Here is a 13698-nt window from a genome sequence, read left to right as displayed (position 1 = left end):
TTATCTTTGTCCGTCGCACCGATTCGTGATCGCATTCATGGTTTTTGTTTGCACCAAGTTGTCTACTTTTCGTCATAAAACTGTACACGACGATTTCACTTGAAATTTTCACCTGATGAGGTTGTTTGCAACTTCAATAAAAACAGCCTATTAATTTATAGGAAGTGGATTATTTAAGCGCAGTGCGAAGCTTCAGAGAGGTCTATCAGTGATCTACAAATCCATAGCCGACAGGCTACGCATTCGGCTTAATTCTGCCGATTACCATATTGGCAGCCCATTGCCTGCGGAGGTTCGCCTGGCGGAAGAGTTTGGCGTCTCCCGCATGACCATTCGTAAGGCGATAGATTTGCTGGTGGGATGGGGATTGGTGGAGCGCCGCCACGGTAGCGGCACGTATGTCGCGAAGAAAGATGTGCATCATGAAACCACCAACCTGACCGGATTTATCGAGGTGATGCGCAATCAGGGTAAGGAAGTGGTAAGCGACGTGCTGGAGTTTACTATTATGCCCGCGCCACCCGCTATCGCCAGCCAGCTGCGCATCAAGATTGATGAACGGATCTACTACTCGCGACGGGTTCGTTCGGTGGACGGCAAGCCTCTGATGGTAGAAGACAGTTATATGCCCGCGAAGCTCTATCGCAATTTGTCCGTTGCCCACCTGGAGGGGTCAAAATTCAGCTATATCGAAGATGAATGCCACATCATCGTGCGCGGCAATTATGAGAGCCTCACGCCTGTACTGGCCGATAAAAAGATGGCGAAGCTGCTGAATGTCGATGAACAGACACCTATTTTGCGCATCACCTCGCTGTCATACAGCGACAGCGGCGATTTCGTGAATTACTCGGTGATGTTCAGAAATGCCAGCGAGTACCAGGTGGATTACCATTTACGGCGGGAGCATGTGAAAGTATAGGAAATAGGGTTAAGGGCGAACTGCTAAGACAACGTTGGAAAGCAAAAAGCCCGCTTAGTTTCCTAAGCGGGCTTCTCTAAATATGGCTCCTCTGACTGGACTCGAACTTTACTTTAATTAATTGATTTTATTAATTTAAATAGATGGTTCTTGATGGCTAAGCCCCCAATAAAACCCCTAAAATTGCCGAATACCATAATTGTGAGCCGCATCGCATATTGATACTATTATTACAGTAAAAATTCGATGTGCTTTGCATTTGTTCTAGAGGTGTTACATTTCAGATGTGAAGATATTTAGGCTTGATGTCAGTAGGTGTTAAACATTGCACTGGGTAGTGATATTATCGAAAGGGGCAGCCTTCGCTGCTACTATTTGCAAATAACTCATGCGAATTATTTCTCCAAACCTAAACCCAAACGTACTGTCCCTTGCGATTTTTGGAGTAATGAAAATCGCAGGAACTAGGTGCGTAATTTTCTCCCCGAGTAACTGGGTAGGTATACTCAACTCTAATCTTATCCTTGCATTGTGCTGACTGCCCAAGATGAAGAACCTTATCCTTCAGTCAGGGAGGTCCTTTCCAGGCCGGTATCGCAAATATTCAATCACCAACGCCAATGCAGGCGAGAGTTGCCGTTTGCTGGCATAATAAATATGAAGCCCGGGATGCGTTGGGCACCAATCTTTCAACACCGGTAGTAAACGCCCGTTGGTTATAAACGGTTGAGCCAACTCCTGGGGCATGAAGGCAATACCAAAGCCATCAACAGCAGCGTCAATTACCGGATAAATGCAATTAAATATCCACGGACCTTCGGTCCGAATCTGTAAATGGCGTTTCCCTTTTTGCAGTTCCCAGGCATAAATTCCTCCCTGAGTTGAGAAACGCATGTTGATGCAGGAGTGACGCTGGAGATCTGTCGGCTCTCTGGGAGTAGGGTGTTTCTCTAAATATGCTGGCGCAGCAACCATCGCCATACGCACATCCGCAGAAATTCTCACCGTCGTCATATCTTTCGCTATCTGATCGCCGAACCGGATCCCTGCATCGAAGCGTTCAGTCACGATATCGGTTAACCCAGGACTGATAGCAATTTCAATCTTTATATCAGGATATTCTTTCTGTAAGGTCGAGAGCCGTGGCCTGAGCACGGTATGCCAGGCAAAATCCGACGTCGTTATACGCACATTGCCTGCCGGTGTGTTACGACGCTCACTGAATGCCGCCAGTTCATCAGCAATCACGGTTAATCTGGGCCCGACACGTTGAACTAAACGTTCACCCGCTTCTGTTGGCGAGACGCTACGTGTCGTGCGCGTCAGTAGCCGTAATCCCAGCCTTGTTTCGAGAGACCGAATTGTGTGGCTCAGTGCGGATTGTGATACGCCAAGCTGAGCCGCAGCGCGGGTGAAACTGCGCTCACGTGCGACAATAAGAAACGCTGCAATATCCCGGAAATTTTCACCTGCCATCGCTCGTGCCTACTTGTCTCAAAAAGTGACTCATAAAAGTTACCGGTACCGCCCTGAAATAAAGCCATAAGGCAAGAGTTCAGAAGCGTCAAGTCCGATGACGCAAGGCTTCAACCAGCAACGTCATTGCCCGGGAAGGCTGATGTCTGTTTGGATAATAAAGATGCAGACCTGACCATACCGGACACCAGTCTTCGAGAACAGAAATGAACGTGCCCTCAGTAAGAAAGGGTTGCACCAGATCTTCCGGCAAATAGGCCAGGCCAAGGCCAGCTTTTGCCGCTTCAAATATATCGTATGCGTTGTTGCATATGATCGCCCCTTCTACATGAACAGCAACCGTACGGTTACCCTTAACGAATTCCCATTCATAAAGACCACTGTCGGTAGATGTGCGCAAATTAATACATTGGTGCTGTGTGAGATCATGGGGTGTTCTTGGTATTATTCGCGGTGAGAAATAGTCGACTGTACCCACGACCCGGTTTTGTATATCAGGGCCGATACGAACAGAAATCATATCCTGAGCCAATTCCTGTCCGAAACGGACCCCTGCATCATACCCGTGAGCTGCAATATCAACACTCCGGTACTCATTGACTAACTCAATCTTGATATCAGGATACTTTGGTAGAAAATTAGCCAGTTTCGGCCATAGAATACTGCGGATGGCATAATCGATGGCGGTGATCCTGATGGTTCCCGTGGGGTTATCACGAAGCTCACTTAGTGCCAGAATCTCAGCCTTAATTTCATCAAACTCAGGAGCGAGACGTTCGAGCAGATGCTGACCGGCCTCCGTAGGCATTACACCTCTGGTGCTTCGTATAAGAAGTTGCACCCCCAGTTCCTCTTCGAGTTGCCGGAGGGTATGGCTGAGTGCGGGTTGTGAAATGCCCAGTTGCGCCGCCGCACGGGAAAAATTTCCGGCTCGGGCAACAGAAATGAATGCTGATAAATCACTTAATTTATCACGTGCCATTTGTGCTGTTCCTTTGACACAGTGTGCCATTATTCCCACTGACTAGCATGACATTATCAGTAAAAAAAACACAGCGCTAGGGTGTTCCCCTCACTTCAGTCCATTCACTCATTCATGAAAAATATTTATAATACCATGTCGATTAAGCTGTCTAGTCAATTCTTCCAGCGACACGTAGAGTAACGGCAGAGCTGATGTGTAAAGAAGTCCAGGATGAGTGAACGCTCATGAACAATATCGAACACTTTGAGAAGGCTCAGTGAGCATGATGGTTTCTGCGCTGATGAGTATGAACTACAACCGTGGCGTACCTCCTGAACGCGAGGCAATGGTTGTACTGCTACAGGAGGCCGCAAAAAATGGCGAACGATATTCTGCATCACAGCAAAATTAGGCTCAGGGTTAATTAATCACCTACTCTGGAGAAGTTTATATGTCATGGCCTGAAGATGAATTGCAACGCATTATTGATGAAGACGATCTGCATATTTCCCTGCTACGTGAAGACGGCAAAACATACGGCACACCCACTTGGATTTGGTGTGTTCACGTTGATGATGATCTTTATGTACGTGCGCGGAATGGGTGCAGGTCACGTTGGTTTCAGGCGGCGGAGAGAGAAAGAGCAGGGCGTATTATTATCGCCGGAATAGTTAAAGATGTCATTCTTGAAACCGTCAGCAGCAGTATTAACCGCTGTATCGACGAAGCTTATCGAAAAAAATATCAAGGCAGCCCTTATCTGGAACCTATGGTGAGTGAAGATTCACGTGCTGCAACTATAAAAATCACACCTCGCTTATAAAATATTTATCTGGTGCTAATAGTAAAGTTGCAATCAATTATGTCTATTATCATGATAACTATTTATTTTTAATTCTATTAATACAGAGGTAAGTAATATGTCTGTTTTAAAAACCTCGTTACTCTGCGCTTCAATACTGGTAGCACCGAGCACTTTTGCCAACGTTCAGCCCAAAACTGTGGCTGAAGAGATTAATGTTGTCGGCTCGGAAAAAATTATTTTTCAGAACGGCGAAATAAAAATGGTGGGTAATCTTTATCTTCCCACGAACTATGACCAGAGTAAGAAATACCCCGCTATTGTGGTTTCTCATCCCTGGGGCGGTGTAAAAGAGCAAACCGCCGGTTTATATGCGCAGCAATTGGCAAAGCAGGGCTTTGTGACTCTTGCCTTTGACGCTTCTCACTATGGTGAAAGCGGCGGTTTGCAGCGCGATTTAGAAAACCCTGCAGATCATGTACAGGATATTCGCAGTGCCGTCGGGTATTTAAGCTCCCTGACGCAGGTTGATAACAGCCGCATCGGTACGCTAGGTATCTGCGCTGGGGGCGGCTACACGCTGCATGAAGCGCAAGACGATCTTCGTGTTAAAGCCGTGGCCAGTGTGGTGGCCTACGACATTGGTGATGCAACCCGAAATGGTATTCAGGGTTCCCCGGTTACCGCTGCCGACAGACAAAAACTGCTGCAGGCTGTTGGCGAACAGCTCAATAAAGAGGCTGCAGGCTCGCCGGTGCTCGTAGAGCAGCTTCTGCCATCACGAGATACATTGGATGCCAACACACCTGCGTTTGTCCGTGAAGCAACAGATTATTACCTGACTCCGCGCGGCGCTCATCCGCGAGCCACTAACCGCTATGTGGTGACCAGCCCGGGGCTCCATATGGCGTATTACCCGCTTGAACATATGGAGCGTATTTCTCCACGTCCGGTATTACTCATTGCCGGTGAAAAAGCGCAAACGTTGAAATTCAGTCAGCAGGCTTATGAGAAATCGCAGGAACCTAAAGAGTTGATGATTATTCCAGGCGCATCGCATTTCGATCTTTATGATAAGCCACAATATGTTATCCCGGCGGTTAATAAGCTGACATATTTCTTTAAAAAGAACCTGTAATTTCCTAACAGATATCAATAAGGGAAGAGAATTATGCATTTTTCATTCAATGCTCAAGTGGTACTGGTAACAGGTGCAGCATCAGGTATCGGGTTAGCTACAGCAAAAGCGTTTGCACAGGCGGGAGCTTCAGTAGTGCTCGCGGATATCAATGCAAAAGCTGTTCAGGCTGCCGCAGAAGAATTGGTTGCCGCAGGACATAAGGCCAACGGCATGAGTTGCAATGTTGCCAATCTGGATGAAGTTGAAGCCATGGTTAAAAAAACGGTCGAAACGTTCGGGCGATTGGACATAGCCTTCAATAATGCGGGTATACAAAATGCTCTAGCCGAAACCGCGGATGCCACGGTCGACGATTTCGACAGTGTTAACTCGGTTAACCTGCGAGGGGTATGGGGCTGCATGAAATATGAGTTGCAACAGATGCGGTTGCAAGGCAATGGTGCCATTGTTAACTGTTCTTCTTTGGGCGGCTTGGTTGGCGGAGCGGAACGAGGCACTTATCATGCGGCAAAGCATGGCGTAATCGGGCTGACCAAGAGCGCAGCACTGGAATATGCAACACGTAATATCCGCATTAATGCGGTTTGTCCTGGTCTCATCTGGACGCCAATGGCTGAACAAATGGTAGCCAACGGGCAAAAAGAAGCTCTCGACGCGATGGTGAAAAGCATTCCGATGGGAAGACATGGCCGTGCAGAAGAAATTGCTGATGTTGTTTTGTGGCTGTGCAGTTCAGCTTCCAGCTACGTTACCGGTCAGTCAATTTCAATCGATGGCGGCCTGATCATGCGCTAGAAGCTAAAGCTACTCAAAGTATATGTAGCATGGCAATCACAGAAAACGCAGAAAGATTGTAAATCTGGAGATTGATGAAAAAGTGTTTTTATAACCCCAGATACCTGGATTTCGCACTCTCGCGGTTTATGCCGCGACCCTTCGGCCCGTTCTCCCTTAAGAACGGGCTTTGCCAGCAATCAGCGTTGAACGTCCATAAGGGTGAATGGAGTGAGTCATCCTCACGTACTTCGTGTACGCTCCGGCTCTTCCGTGTTCAAACTGCCTGCAACAATTACGCCTATCGGGATAGGCTATAAGTCAAATGGCATTTATTGAATGACTTACATTGCAAAAAAGAGATAAGAATGAAAAAAAGCCTTCTCATAATATTAATTATTTTCTGGGGAACATGGGTTAGTGCTCAGGATATTGCTGTACGCAACTTTCCTGCACCAGAAACAGTTAGCCCTGAAATTCAACCACTAGTCACGGGTAAGCGAATGCCATTTTGGAATGACCATCCTAAAACCGCTGAACAATGGAAATCGTGGGTTAATCAAATAGCCCAAGTGACGATTGAACAACTGCCGCATTTACGTAACCAGATGCAGGTGGAGGTAGAACCAGCACAGTTTGCAAGCGTGAAGGGCTTTATTATCACGCCAAATCACCTTCTTCCAGAAAACCGCAGTCGTATCCTGATACATTTCCATGGTGGTGGTTATGTACTTAACCCTGGCGAGGCAGGAACAGATGAAGCAATTATGATGGCTGGTTTCGGACAGATCAAAGTGATTTCTATTGACTATCGTATGCCGCCAGATTTCCCATTTCCTGCTGCTATCGATGATGCGGTTACTGCGTATCGGGAAATACTCAAAACGTACCCTCCAGAAAAAATAGGTGTATTTGGGACATCAACGGGAGGGGGCATGACATTGGCACTGATGTTACGCGCCAAAGCGGAAGGTTTGCCGTTGCCAGCAGCCATCGTTGTCGGCACACCATGGACTGATATGACCAAAACCGGGGACTCTTATTTTACTCATGAAGGCATCGACAATGTACTCGTCAGCTACGATGGCTGGCTGGGTGATGCAGCAAAACTTTATGCCAATACGTATGATCTGAAAAATCCACTACTCTCACCAGTCTATGGTGATGTTCAAGGATTGCCCCCAACATTATTGATAACGGGAACCCGCGATCTTTTTTTAAGTAATACAGTCCGAATGCATTTAAAGCTGCGAGAAGCGGGTGTTACTGCGGATTTGCTGGTTTTTGAAGGGGTGTCACACGCCCAATATCTGATGGCCGTTGATTCACCAGAAACAAAACAATATTTTAAACAAAGCAACCAATTTTTTAAGCAATATTTAGCAAACTAGATACTGAATAAAGTGAATAGATTGATCTCTACTATAAATATGCGTGTAAGTTAGGAAAAATTAGTATGGAGCATACGCACTATGTTGCTTAAAATATTTATAGCGGTTTCTTGCCTACTACTGGGAGGGTGTATCATTCTCGGTCAGGCAAAATTTGGCAAGCACCCAGAGGGTGAGTTGCTGTCCCGTATTCAGGCATCTCCGAACTACAAGGAGGGTGAATTCCACAATACTGTTCCCACCGCCACGCTGGTGGAAGGGCAAAGTTCGCTGAAGATCATTTGGAAAAGTATTTTCGCCGACACAACAGGTCTCCGTCCTCCAGGGCCATTACCCACAGTCAAGCTTGACCTTGTGTCACTTAACCCTACAAAAGACACGGTGATCTGGCTTGGCCATTCTTCTTATTTCATACAGCTTGCTGGAAAAAGAATTCTGGTGGACCCAATCTTCAGTGACCACGGGGCACCCTTTTCTTTCTTGAATAAGACCTTCCTGGGAACCGATTTGTATACTGCTGCGGACATGCCGGAAATTGATGTGCTGGTCATCTCGCACGATCACTGGGATCACCTTGACTATTCTACAGCCACTGCATTGATGCCAAAGGTGAAAGTAGTTCTCAGCCCGCTAGGTGTTGGAGCACATTTTGAGCGTTGGGGCTATCCCCGAGAGAAGTTGCATGAAATTGATTGGAACGCGGCACTGCGGGTTGGCAACGAGCTCACCGTCCATGTCGTCCCTGCCCGGCATTATTCCGGACGTTTGTTCGTCAGGAACAAAACGCTCTGGGCCGGATTTGTACTGGAAACACCGGAACGCAGAATTTTCCTGAGCGGCGACACGGGGTATGGCCCGCATATCGCGGAAATCGCCCACCGCTTTGGCGGGTTTGATCTGGTCGCCATTGACGGGGGACAATATGACCCCCGCTGGCCCCTAATCCACATGACTCCCGAAGAGGCGGTGCTTGCCGCGCAGGAGTTGAAAGCGGAAACACTGCTGCTCGCACATGTAGGTAGATTTTCCATCTCCACCCATTCATGGGACGAACCCTTTGTGCGAGCGGTGAAAGCAAGCAAGGAGAAGCCTTTTCGGCTGCTCACGCCCAAGATCGGCGAGCCAGTATGGCTTGACGGTACGGAACAGCATTTCACGCACTGGTGGAAAGAAGTGAAGTAGGGAATGCTTCTGGTATGCACTGGAGTGGTCAAGGCGTTTGCCCTGAGGCAGGGCCTTGGGACTTGTTGGCGCATGAGGAAGTCGGCTACTTATTGCCAATCTTCTCTGCAACGGCATCCACCAGTTCCCTTAAGCTGATTTCAAGGGGGCAGTGGTTCCGTCGCATTAATAGCACAAAGCCAATCCCTGGTGTGCTGCTGATTTTTTAGGCAGCAAAAAGGTAACATTGCTCAGCAGGAGACAAACCGTCCCCTGCTGAATGCTGACGTTGTCCTTTGCGTATCATCTGTATCCATTCAATTCCTGCCAAAATCGTTTGTGCTCGCCGAAACGATTTTAATACCAACATTGGCCGTGTTGGTCATTTGATGTTCCGGTAGGGGCGTCCCGCAGTAAGTGGACGTTCAGGAAGTAAAAAAGAAGCGATCAATTCCCAGGCGGGGTCCAGCATATCATAACGAGATATAAGTTATTTTTTATAAAACATGGCATTACAATATTATTGATAATTAAGGGACACAGCCTGACTTAGGGATTTTCATTTTCGATATCTGAAGGTTTCAACAAATGCTGCAAATGCAGGTGATGCCTGTCTGCGATTTGGGTAGTAAAGATGAAATCCTTCAAAATATGGACTCCAGTCAACTAGAACCTCTTTCAAACTCCCGTCGCGAAGGAAAGGTTTAACGAGAAACTCGGGAACATAGCCAAGTCCTATACCATCAAGCGTGCCGTTGAGCACATGCATGATGCTATTAAACGTTAGCTGACCATTCACGCGAATGTTGAGTTTATGATTATCTTTCTCAAACTCCCATGCGTAGCGCCCACCGGCGAAAGAGTGTCGGATATTAATGCACGAATGATGGGTTAAATCCTGAGGAATAACCGGAGCGGGATGCTTTTTAAAATAATCCGGTGACCCCACGACGGATAAACGCCAGTCAGGACTGAGTCTGACCGCGATCATGTCTTTGCTGATGGACTCTCCAAGCCGGATCCCGGCGTCAAAGCGATCACTCACAATATTGGTGAAGCCGTAATCAATGCCGATTTCTAAATTGATATCTGGATAAGCTGTAAGAAATTCTGCGATTTTGGGCCTGATGATCATTTCTACGGCATCGTCAGAACAGGTCAGGCGAATAGAACCCGCGGGCTTGTCGCGCAGTTCGCCCAGCATTTCAATTTCGGTTGCGATCTGCTCAAACAGTGGGCCGATGGAATGCATCAGTCTTTCTCCTGCTTCTGTTGGAGAAACATTCCGGGTGGTTCGAGCCAGCAACCTTACACCCAATCTCTCTTCGAGGCTTTTGATGGTATGACTGAGTGCTGAAGGAGTGACGCCCAAACTTGCTGCGGCTTTCGTAAAACTTAGTTCTCTGGCCACCGCCAGAAAAGCCTGTAAATCATTCATGATGCCATCGCCGTTTGCTGAAAATTTTTCACAACTACATGCAGATTATAGCATCTAATCAAATCAATCCATCTCCCGTAAGATCACCATCGTCAATTAGATTTTTAAAGGTAATAGACAGATAAATATTGGGTGCTGTGTTGCCCGCAGGTTCAGTCATGTTTGCATGGTGCGCGCAACGAAATGTACGCCTTCAGAACGGTGAATCTGGTCATTTCTCTTCACAGGTGAAGTGAAACATTTCACCTGATATTAACTGTGAAACGTATGAGAAGGAAAACGTATGAATAAGATAATGGCAGCAATGGCTTTAGGTGCCAGTATGGTCTCCGTGGGTGCCTTCGGAGCAGACGGCGACGACTGGGATAAGACTTTTCGCCGCAGCGATAAAGTCATTACCCAGAAAGTTTCCTTTAAAAACAGAGTCAATATTACGATTGTGGCGGAGATGTATCTGCCAAAAGATTTTGATGAAACAAAACCGCATGCTGCAATTGTAGTAGGGCATCCATTCGGTGGTGTTAAAGAACAAACCGCCGGTATTTATGCACAAAAGATGGCTGAAGAGGGGTTTGTTACTCTGGCGTTTGACGCGTCTTTCGGTGGGGAAAGCGGAGGGGAACCACGTAATATTTCTTCCCCTGAGATTTACAGTGAAGATTTCAGCGCAGCGGTGGACTATTTGGGTACCCGGCCATTTGTAGACCGGAACCGTATCGGCGTGATCGGTATTTGCGGCAGTGGTGGATTTGCGGTTAATGCTGCAAAAGTTGATCCGCGTATGAAAGCGATAGCAACAGTGTCTATGTATGACATGGGCCGTGCGCGCCGTCAGGGTTTGGATGAAAATCTGGATAAAGCCCATGTCACAAAAGCACTCAAGGCGATCGGTGATCAGCGCTGGGCTGAGTTCGAAAGTGGCAACATTACATATGAACCGGGTGTGCCGGTTGAGCTCACGAAAGACTCCTATGACGTGGAACGGGAATTTCACAACTACTACCGCACACCAAGAGGGCAGCATCCGCGAGCAACGACAAATATGTCATTGACCAGCAGCGGCCCGCTGATGAATTTCTATCCTTTTGACCATATTGAAACCATTTCTCCGCGTCCCCTTCTTTTTATTGCCGGCGATCAGGCTCATTCGCGCTCGTTTAGTGAAGAAGCCTATGCGCATTCGGCGGAGCCTAAGGAACTGTTCATTGTTCTGGGGGCAGGGCATGTAGATTTGTATGACAAGGTCGATCTTATCCCGTTTAAAAAAATCACCTCTTTCTTTAGAGAGAATCTAAAGTAACAACAACCATCATAGGGTTGCGCCAGAACTGTAAAAATTGCCCACGGTGCGGCCTATGTTGGCTAACGTTTCTACAGGAGTCCTGCATGCGTCCTAAAATTATTTGCCACATGATCAGCTCAGTTGATGGTCGACTTTTGGTGGAGCGTTGGACTCCACCCGCTCTTGGCATTGACCTAAAAATTGTCAGCGAAACGTACGAACAGGTCGCTAGCCGCCTTGGTGCCCAGGGCTGGATAGTTGGCCGTAAAAGCATGGAGCCCATGGCGAAAGGCGAGGCTCGTCCGTTAAGCGAAGTGCAGGCTGTTGCACGCAGATTGCATATCGGTAAAAGAGATGGCGGTAGCATTGCCGTCGCTATCGACCCGCATGGAAAGCTGCATTACGGCAGAAGTCATATCGGAGATGAGCATTTCGTCGCGGTACTCGGCCATCAGGTTTCCGACGAATACTTGACCGAGCTGCAAGAAGATGGAGTTTCCTACTTGTTCGCAGGGAATGATGGACTCGATCTTGAGCAAGCAATGGAAACACTGGGAAATAGTTTCGGGATCGAGTCCATCCTTTTAGAAGGTGGTGGTGTAATCAATGGCGCGTTCCTCAAAGCTGGGTTGATAGACGAGTTGAGCCTATTGGTTTATCCCGGTATTGACGGTTTATCGGGTATATCAAGCATTTTCGAATACCTGGGCGGTAATAATGAGAGTCCTGCTTCGGGGCGTTCACTTCGTCATCTATCGACCGAGACGCTAGAGGGGGGGATAGTCTGGATTCGGTACAGCTTTGAAGATAGCCCTATTTCTGTCTAGGTCTAAGATTCAACTGCATATTGTCGCGGCCTCTTATCAAGAGGCTGGCTTGTCAGGATTGCCTCTACTCATCGATTAATCAAGTCTCGATAGGTTTTAGGAGGGACGATTCTTTATCGTGAAGTGAGCGACTGTCGACAAATCATTCAATTAAAAATTTATCGTCGAAGGATGAAATCATGAGCACTAATTATATTAAACGACTTACTGGAAAAGTGGCTTTTGTTACCGGCGCCACTAGTGGTATCGGCCAGGCTAGGTAAAGTGGATATTGATAAAACAGAGGCAAGACAATTCATGACAACTCATCTGAGCGACAGGTCCGAACACCCTACCCAGACATGGGCGTACTGGAACGGTGTATTGGCGATGACGCTGTGCGTATTCGCCCTCGTGGCATCGGAGTTTATGCCGGTCAGCCTGCTGACTCCCATCTCCCATGATCTCGGGGTCAGCGAGGGGCTGGCAGGGCAGGGGATTGGGATTTCAGGTGCGCTGGCCGTGTTGACCAGCCTGTCGATCTCAGGGCTTGCCAGGAATACTGACCGTAAGGTTCTGCTGCTGGGGCTGACGTTGTTGATGGCGCTCTCCGGCATGATTGTCGCGATGGCGCCTGATTATCTGACCTACATGGTAGGTCGGGGGTTACTGGGTGTTGCCATTGGCGGCTTCTGGTCAATGTCAGCGGCGACGGCGATCCGCTTGGTACCGCCGCCTCAGGTGCCGCAAGCGTTGGCCATTTTCAACGGTGGCAATGCTCTGGCGATGGTGATCGCCGCGCCGCTTGGCAGTTATCTCGGTGCGGTCATCGGATGGCGTGGGGCATTCTTTTGTCTGGTTCTGGTGGCGTTAATCGCCTTTGTCTGGCAATGCATCAGCTTGCCTGCAATGGCGGCAGAAAGGGACGGCAAGCGTTCAGGCAATATCTTGCGTCTGTTGAACAATCCGTTAGTCGCAACTGGGATGGCAGCCTGCGGCATCTTCTTTATGGGGCAGTTCACGCTCTTTACCTATGTGCGACCGTTCTTGGAAACAGCCACCCATGCCAGTATCCCTACGCTGTCGCTCACGCTGCTCATCATTGGTGTAGCAGGATTTATCGGCACGCTGCTGATCGGCGTTTTTCTGCGTCGTGGATTTTACCCGACGTTGATCGTCATCCCGCTGCTGATGACCGCGATTGCCGGGATGCTGATCGCGTTTGGTTACAGCATTTGGATCGTTATGCCCCTTCTCGGCATCTGGGGGCTGGTAGCGACCGCCGCTCCGGTCGGTTGGTGGACCTGGGTTGCCAGAACGCTGCCTGATGATGCTGAAGTGGGCGGCGGGCTGATGGTTGCTGTAATACAACTGTCTATTGCGTTGGGTTCCACTCTTGGTGGGCTAGCGTATGACCACAGTGGTTATCAAAGTAGTTTCGCCATCAGCGGTATCTTGCTGGCGATCGCGGCCATGCTGGCTTTGTTGGCGTCACGTAAAGACCCTAAACACAATGCATGAACAGGAGTTAATGCTGGGAG

The 13698-nt window shown here is 48.2% G+C and carries 12 protein-coding genes and 1 pseudogene; 9 read left to right on the top strand and 4 right to left on the bottom strand.

From position 1 onward, the window contains the following. Positions 1–208 precede the first annotated feature (208 nt). Positions 209–922: a GntR family transcriptional regulator gene (locus tag D9980_RS10770; protein ID WP_021805816.1), complete on the top strand. Its 714-nt coding sequence runs from the start codon at positions 209–211 to the stop codon at positions 920–922. Between the two features lie 564 nt (positions 923–1486). On the opposite strand, the gene D9980_RS10760 is transcribed toward D9980_RS10770, so the two are convergent. Next, complete coding sequence (locus D9980_RS10760) at positions 1487–2398, bottom strand: LysR family transcriptional regulator (RefSeq protein WP_121607282.1); 912 nt, start codon at positions 2396–2398, stop codon at positions 1487–1489. A gap of 88 nt (positions 2399–2486) precedes the next feature. Then, positions 2487–3380, bottom strand: a complete 894-nt coding sequence (locus D9980_RS10755; protein WP_121607281.1) for a LysR family transcriptional regulator — start codon at positions 3378–3380, stop codon at positions 2487–2489. Positions 3381–3813: 433 nt separating this feature from the next. Here D9980_RS10755 and D9980_RS10750 point away from each other — a divergent pair, with 433 nt between their 5' ends. From D9980_RS10750 to D9980_RS10730, 5 genes are all read left to right on the top strand, one after another. After that, positions 3814–4185, top strand: coding sequence for a DUF2255 family protein (locus D9980_RS10750; RefSeq protein ID WP_121607280.1), 372 nt, complete (start codon positions 3814–3816; stop codon positions 4183–4185). Positions 4186–4282: 97 nt separating this feature from the next. Further along, the gene (locus D9980_RS10745) at positions 4283–5302 is read left to right on the top strand and encodes an alpha/beta hydrolase (RefSeq protein ID WP_121607279.1); all 1020 of its coding nucleotides are present in this window, start codon (positions 4283–4285) and stop codon (positions 5300–5302) included. A gap of 33 nt (positions 5303–5335) precedes the next feature. Further along, positions 5336–6100, top strand: a complete 765-nt coding sequence (locus D9980_RS10740; protein ID WP_121607278.1) for an SDR family NAD(P)-dependent oxidoreductase — start codon at positions 5336–5338, stop codon at positions 6098–6100. 347 nt (positions 6101–6447) lie between these two features. Then, positions 6448–7470 carry an alpha/beta hydrolase gene (locus D9980_RS10735; protein ID WP_121607277.1) on the top strand — a complete coding sequence of 341 codons (1023 nt, stop codon included), beginning with the start codon at positions 6448–6450 and terminating at the stop codon, positions 7468–7470. A gap of 81 nt (positions 7471–7551) precedes the next feature. Then, positions 7552–8652 carry an MBL fold metallo-hydrolase gene (locus D9980_RS10730; protein ID WP_121607276.1) on the top strand — a complete coding sequence of 367 codons (1101 nt, stop codon included), beginning with the start codon at positions 7552–7554 and terminating at the stop codon, positions 8650–8652. A 205-nt stretch (positions 8653–8857) separates the two neighbouring features. Here the strand turns inward: D9980_RS10730 and D9980_RS26855 are convergent. Both D9980_RS26855 and D9980_RS10720 read right to left on the bottom strand, forming a co-directional pair. Further along, positions 8858–9007, bottom strand: a pseudogene (locus tag D9980_RS26855) (IS6 family transposase); the annotation flags it as partial. Positions 9008–9190: 183 nt separating this feature from the next. Next, entirely contained in the window at positions 9191–10069 is an 879-nt protein-coding gene (locus tag D9980_RS10720) for a LysR family transcriptional regulator (protein ID WP_121607275.1), read from the bottom strand. A gap of 283 nt (positions 10070–10352) precedes the next feature. Here D9980_RS10720 and D9980_RS10715 point away from each other — a divergent pair, with 283 nt between their 5' ends. The 3 genes from D9980_RS10715 to D9980_RS10705 all read left to right on the top strand — a co-directional run bounded on the left by D9980_RS10715 (position 10353) and on the right by D9980_RS10705 (position 13678). Next, positions 10353–11369: an alpha/beta hydrolase gene (locus D9980_RS10715; RefSeq protein ID WP_121607274.1), complete on the top strand. Its 1017-nt coding sequence runs from the start codon at positions 10353–10355 to the stop codon at positions 11367–11369. Positions 11370–11455: 86 nt separating this feature from the next. After that, positions 11456–12178, top strand: a complete 723-nt coding sequence (locus D9980_RS10710) for a dihydrofolate reductase family protein (protein ID WP_121607273.1) — start codon at positions 11456–11458, stop codon at positions 12176–12178. Positions 12179–12475: 297 nt separating this feature from the next. After that, a complete protein-coding gene (locus D9980_RS10705) occupies positions 12476–13678 on the top strand; it encodes an MFS transporter (RefSeq protein WP_238393699.1) in 1203 nt (400 codons plus the stop codon). The last annotated feature ends 20 nt before the right edge of the window (positions 13679–13698 follow it).

Origin of the sequence: Serratia sp. 3ACOL1 (genome assembly GCF_003668775.1) — a bacterium.
In the GTDB taxonomy this organism is placed as follows: Bacteria; Pseudomonadota; Gammaproteobacteria; order Enterobacterales; family Enterobacteriaceae; genus Chania; species Chania fonticola.
The sequence above is the reverse complement of the archived record's forward strand: the minus strand, read 5'-3'. Positions and strand labels throughout refer to the sequence as shown.

Bases quoted from the DNA above. Each gene is read 5' to 3' on its own strand.
- D9980_RS10760 (WP_121607282.1), bottom strand. From the start codon at position 2,398: ATGGCAGGTGAAAATTTCCGGGATATTGCAGCGTTTCTTATTGTCGCA.
- D9980_RS10755 (WP_121607281.1), bottom strand. From the start codon at position 3,380: ATGGCACGTGATAAATTAAGTGATTTATCAGCATTCATTTCTGTTGCC.
- D9980_RS10750 (WP_121607280.1), top strand. From the start codon at position 3,814: ATGTCATGGCCTGAAGATGAATTGCAACGCATTATTGATGAAGACGAT.
- D9980_RS10745 (WP_121607279.1), top strand. From the start codon at position 4,283: ATGTCTGTTTTAAAAACCTCGTTACTCTGCGCTTCAATACTGGTAGCA.
- D9980_RS10740 (WP_121607278.1), top strand. From the start codon at position 5,336: ATGCATTTTTCATTCAATGCTCAAGTGGTACTGGTAACAGGTGCAGCA.
- D9980_RS10735 (WP_121607277.1), top strand. From the start codon at position 6,448: ATGAAAAAAAGCCTTCTCATAATATTAATTATTTTCTGGGGAACATGG.
- D9980_RS10730 (WP_121607276.1), top strand. From the start codon at position 7,552: ATGTTGCTTAAAATATTTATAGCGGTTTCTTGCCTACTACTGGGAGGG.
- D9980_RS10720 (WP_121607275.1), bottom strand. From the start codon at position 10,069: ATGAATGATTTACAGGCTTTTCTGGCGGTGGCCAGAGAACTAAGTTTT.
- D9980_RS10715 (WP_121607274.1), top strand. From the start codon at position 10,353: ATGAATAAGATAATGGCAGCAATGGCTTTAGGTGCCAGTATGGTCTCC.
- D9980_RS10710 (WP_121607273.1), top strand. From the start codon at position 11,456: ATGCGTCCTAAAATTATTTGCCACATGATCAGCTCAGTTGATGGTCGA.
- D9980_RS10705 (WP_238393699.1), top strand. From the start codon at position 12,476: ATGACAACTCATCTGAGCGACAGGTCCGAACACCCTACCCAGACATGG.